This window comes from Pedobacter sp., assembly GCF_035566355.1.
GTDB lineage: Bacteria > Bacteroidota > Bacteroidia > Sphingobacteriales > Sphingobacteriaceae > Pedobacter.
Genome location: NZ_DATMRL010000608.1, coordinates 1 through 3,146 on the forward strand (window position 1 = coordinate 1; position 3,146 = coordinate 3,146).

3 protein-coding genes are annotated in these 3,146 nt (G+C 42.2%); all 3 read right to left on the bottom strand.

The features are described 5' to 3' along the window. A partial coding sequence (locus VNZ46_RS23800; RefSeq protein ID WP_325563283.1) for an ABC transporter permease occupies positions 1 to 575 on the bottom strand: 575 nt, incomplete at its 3' end. Between the two features lie 166 nt (positions 576 to 741). Continuing rightward, a complete protein-coding gene (locus VNZ46_RS23805; RefSeq protein WP_325563285.1) occupies positions 742 to 1,617 on the bottom strand; it encodes an aldo/keto reductase in 876 nt (291 codons plus the stop codon). Between the two features lie 76 nt (positions 1,618 to 1,693). Beyond that, on the bottom strand, positions 1,694 to 3,146 hold a 1,453-nt coding region (locus VNZ46_RS23810), incomplete at its 5' end, for an ABC transporter permease (protein ID WP_325563287.1).

A 3,146-nucleotide genomic window follows, 5' to 3' on the forward strand; every position in this document is an offset into this window, starting at 1 on the left:
ACGGTTGTTTTAATGGTATCATCATAGATCACCTGTTTGCCGATGAGGTTCTCCCAGTCTGAGCTGCCAAAATATTTAAGTGCCTCTCGAGTGGAAAGCACTACCCGGTAAGGTTCTGTTAATGCAGAAGCCGGATTGCCTACAAGCCACTGATAATTGAAGATTTTAAAATACTCCGGTGCAGCGAATATCAAATTGTTGTTATTTTCTGCGTCGGACACTTTGGGAAATTGCCTGGGTTCAGCGCCGTGATTGGGAATGGTAACCGTTGCATTATAATTATGAAAACAGGTGATGGTCTCGATACCTGTTAGCTTCTCTTTCGCCTCGGCCGCAGTGGGCATAGGGACTGCAGGGCTGTAGCGGTGGTCCCCCGTTCCACCAAAATCAGAAACCAATCGGAAGATCCGGTTTCTGTCGGGATGAAATGTATCATAACTCAGTTCGTGTTGAAGGATAAACCAGATGGCCAAACTGGCGCTGATGCCGATGGCCAATCCGAAAATGTTTATTACACTGAGTCCCCTGGACTTTAAAATATTCTTCCAGGCAATTTTGAAATAGTTATACAGCATGGCAATGACCGTTTTGGTTTATATACGATGCATCACCAATAATATTCCATAAATTATATTCTTGTTAATCAATATCATAAAACAGGAGTTGTTTTTGCATTGACCGGTTGTGATACATTTTCTGTTCGGTTTGGGTTGGTGACTGTATCAAAATGGCAAGATGAGATTAGTCGAGAAAAATCATATCTTCTTTGGTTAACTCTATTTCGGCGGACTGTAGATTTTCTTCAAAATGTTTCAGGGAAGAGGTTCCGGGAATCGGTAAAATCCAGGGGGAACGGTGTAACAACCAGGTTAGATTTATCTGCGCTTCTGTGGCTTTGTATTTTTTTGCGATCGTTGAAATACGATCATCCTTTTTTGGCATAGATTGGACCAACGAAAAAAAGGGTACGAAAGGAATACCGTTTTTCTCGCAGGTATCCAGTACTTCGCCGCCTCTGTTTTCACCTCCATGAGGAAAATTGAAACTAATTCGCTGACCATGACCATACATATTTTCGACTGTGGCAATGGAACCCATGGACATGGCCGTATCCAACTCATCAGTGTTTACGTTGCTCACGCCGAGGTGTAATATTTTTCCTTCTTTTTGTAATTGAAACATCGCATCCATCGATTCTTTGAAGGGAACGCCACCTGCAATCACCCTGAAATGAACCAGTGTGATCTGCTCCAGTTTGAGTGTGTGAAGGTTCCTGTCGATACTGGCACGTAGTTGATCAGGGCGGTTATATGTAATCCAACTTTTATCCGGCTTCCTGGTACAACCGACCTTGGTACAAATGACCAGATCCGAAGGATAGGGATACAGGGCTTCTGCAATGAGTCTGTTCGTAATGTCATCGCCATAATAGTCGGCCGTATCTATAAACTGAATACCGCTGGAGATGCAAGATTTCAATATCTGCAAGGCCTCCGGACGGTTCTTCGGTTCACCCCAGATACCTTCTCCAGTGAGTCGCATGGTACCATAACCGAAACGGTTTACTGTCAACGGATTCTTACCGCCGGCTGCAATAGTAATTTCCTTTGTGATCATTGAAATGGATAAGTGGAATAATCATTATAACGAGTCGGAGAAATAAAAGTTCAATAAAGGCATCGCCAGCCGAAGCTCACTCTGAGCGTAGGCTGGTTACCGGATTCACCAATGCCGCTTTAATGCTTTGATAGCCTACGGTTAATAGGGTGATTAATATAGCTCCCGAGCCAGCCGCTGCAAAAATCCACCAGGAAATTTCTGTTTGTAACTGGTAATTCTGAAGCCATCTGTGCATAAAATAATAGGCCAATGGTGTTGAGATGAGCAGGGAAATGATAACGAGCGCCACAAAATCTTTTGATAATAACCGCCACAAATTCATCACCGATGCACCAAGCACTTTCCTCACACCAATTTCTTTGGTGCGTTGCTCGGCAACAAAGGATGCCATGCCGAACAAGCCGAGACAACTGATGAAAATAGCAAGCATCGCAAACGCACCTGCCAGTTTACTTACGCGTTCTTCATCACCAAATTTTCTGGCATATTCACTATCAATAAATTTATATTCAAATGGGGTTTCCGGAGCAAATTGTTTAAAAACTTTTTCAATTTTACCAAGTGCAGTGCTTGTGCTCATTTGCGGATTCAGCCTGATGCCAACATTGTATGTTTTTTCGTTGTCTGGGATATACACCGTCTCTTTAACCTGTCTGTAGGGTGATTGCTGCAACATATCTTTTACTACACCTACTACGGTATACGAAGTGGTTTTCCCAAATATCGTTTGCTTAATGACAGTACCAACTGGTTTTTTCAATCCCATATACTTTACCATACTCTCATTCAGGATCATGGCAGAAGAATCCGTTGCAAATTCCCTGGAGAGGTCCCTTCCATCAATGATCTGCCAGCCGATCGTTTTTCCATATTCAGGAGTTATATATGCCACACCGATCCAGAAGTTCGGATCAGCCGGTTTGTTATTCCATTGAAAACCATTTGAAGCAAAACCAAGCATCGTAACTGGGTTGACTGTTTCTGCAATCTCTGTTATAGCACCAGATCTTTTTAACTCCTGGCGCACCGTTTCAATATGATCATGTATTTCATCAGTAGGCGTCCTGACCGTAATCAATCCTTTCCTTATATAACCAACAGGCCGGTCTTTACCGAGTTGAATTTGCCTGTAGACGATGGTAACTCCAATAATTAATGTGATTGACACTGTAAACTGAAGTACCACTAAAACTTTTCTCGGGATAGAAGTAAAACGTCCTGCACGAAAAGTTCCTTTTAATACTTTAACGGGTTTGAAAGAAGATAAATAAAATGCCGGGTAGCTTCCTGCAATAAACCCCGTTATCAGAGTAAATCCAATGCCCAATAACCAGAAAAAGGGATTTGTAAATGGAATCTCCATTTTCTTTTCTGCTATTTGATTGAAAAATGGCAACATCAGAAAGGTACAGATCAATGATATTATGAATGAAAACGAAACGACCAGTAAAGACTCGGTTAAAAACTGCTTGATCAACTGGTTTCGCAGGGAACCAATCGCTTTTCGTATACCTACTTCCTTCGCG

Excerpts from the sequence above, each read along its gene's own strand:
- VNZ46_RS23805 (WP_325563285.1), bottom strand. The coding sequence starts at position 1,617 with ATGATCACAAAGGAAATTACTATTGCAGCCGGCGGTAAGAATCCGTTG.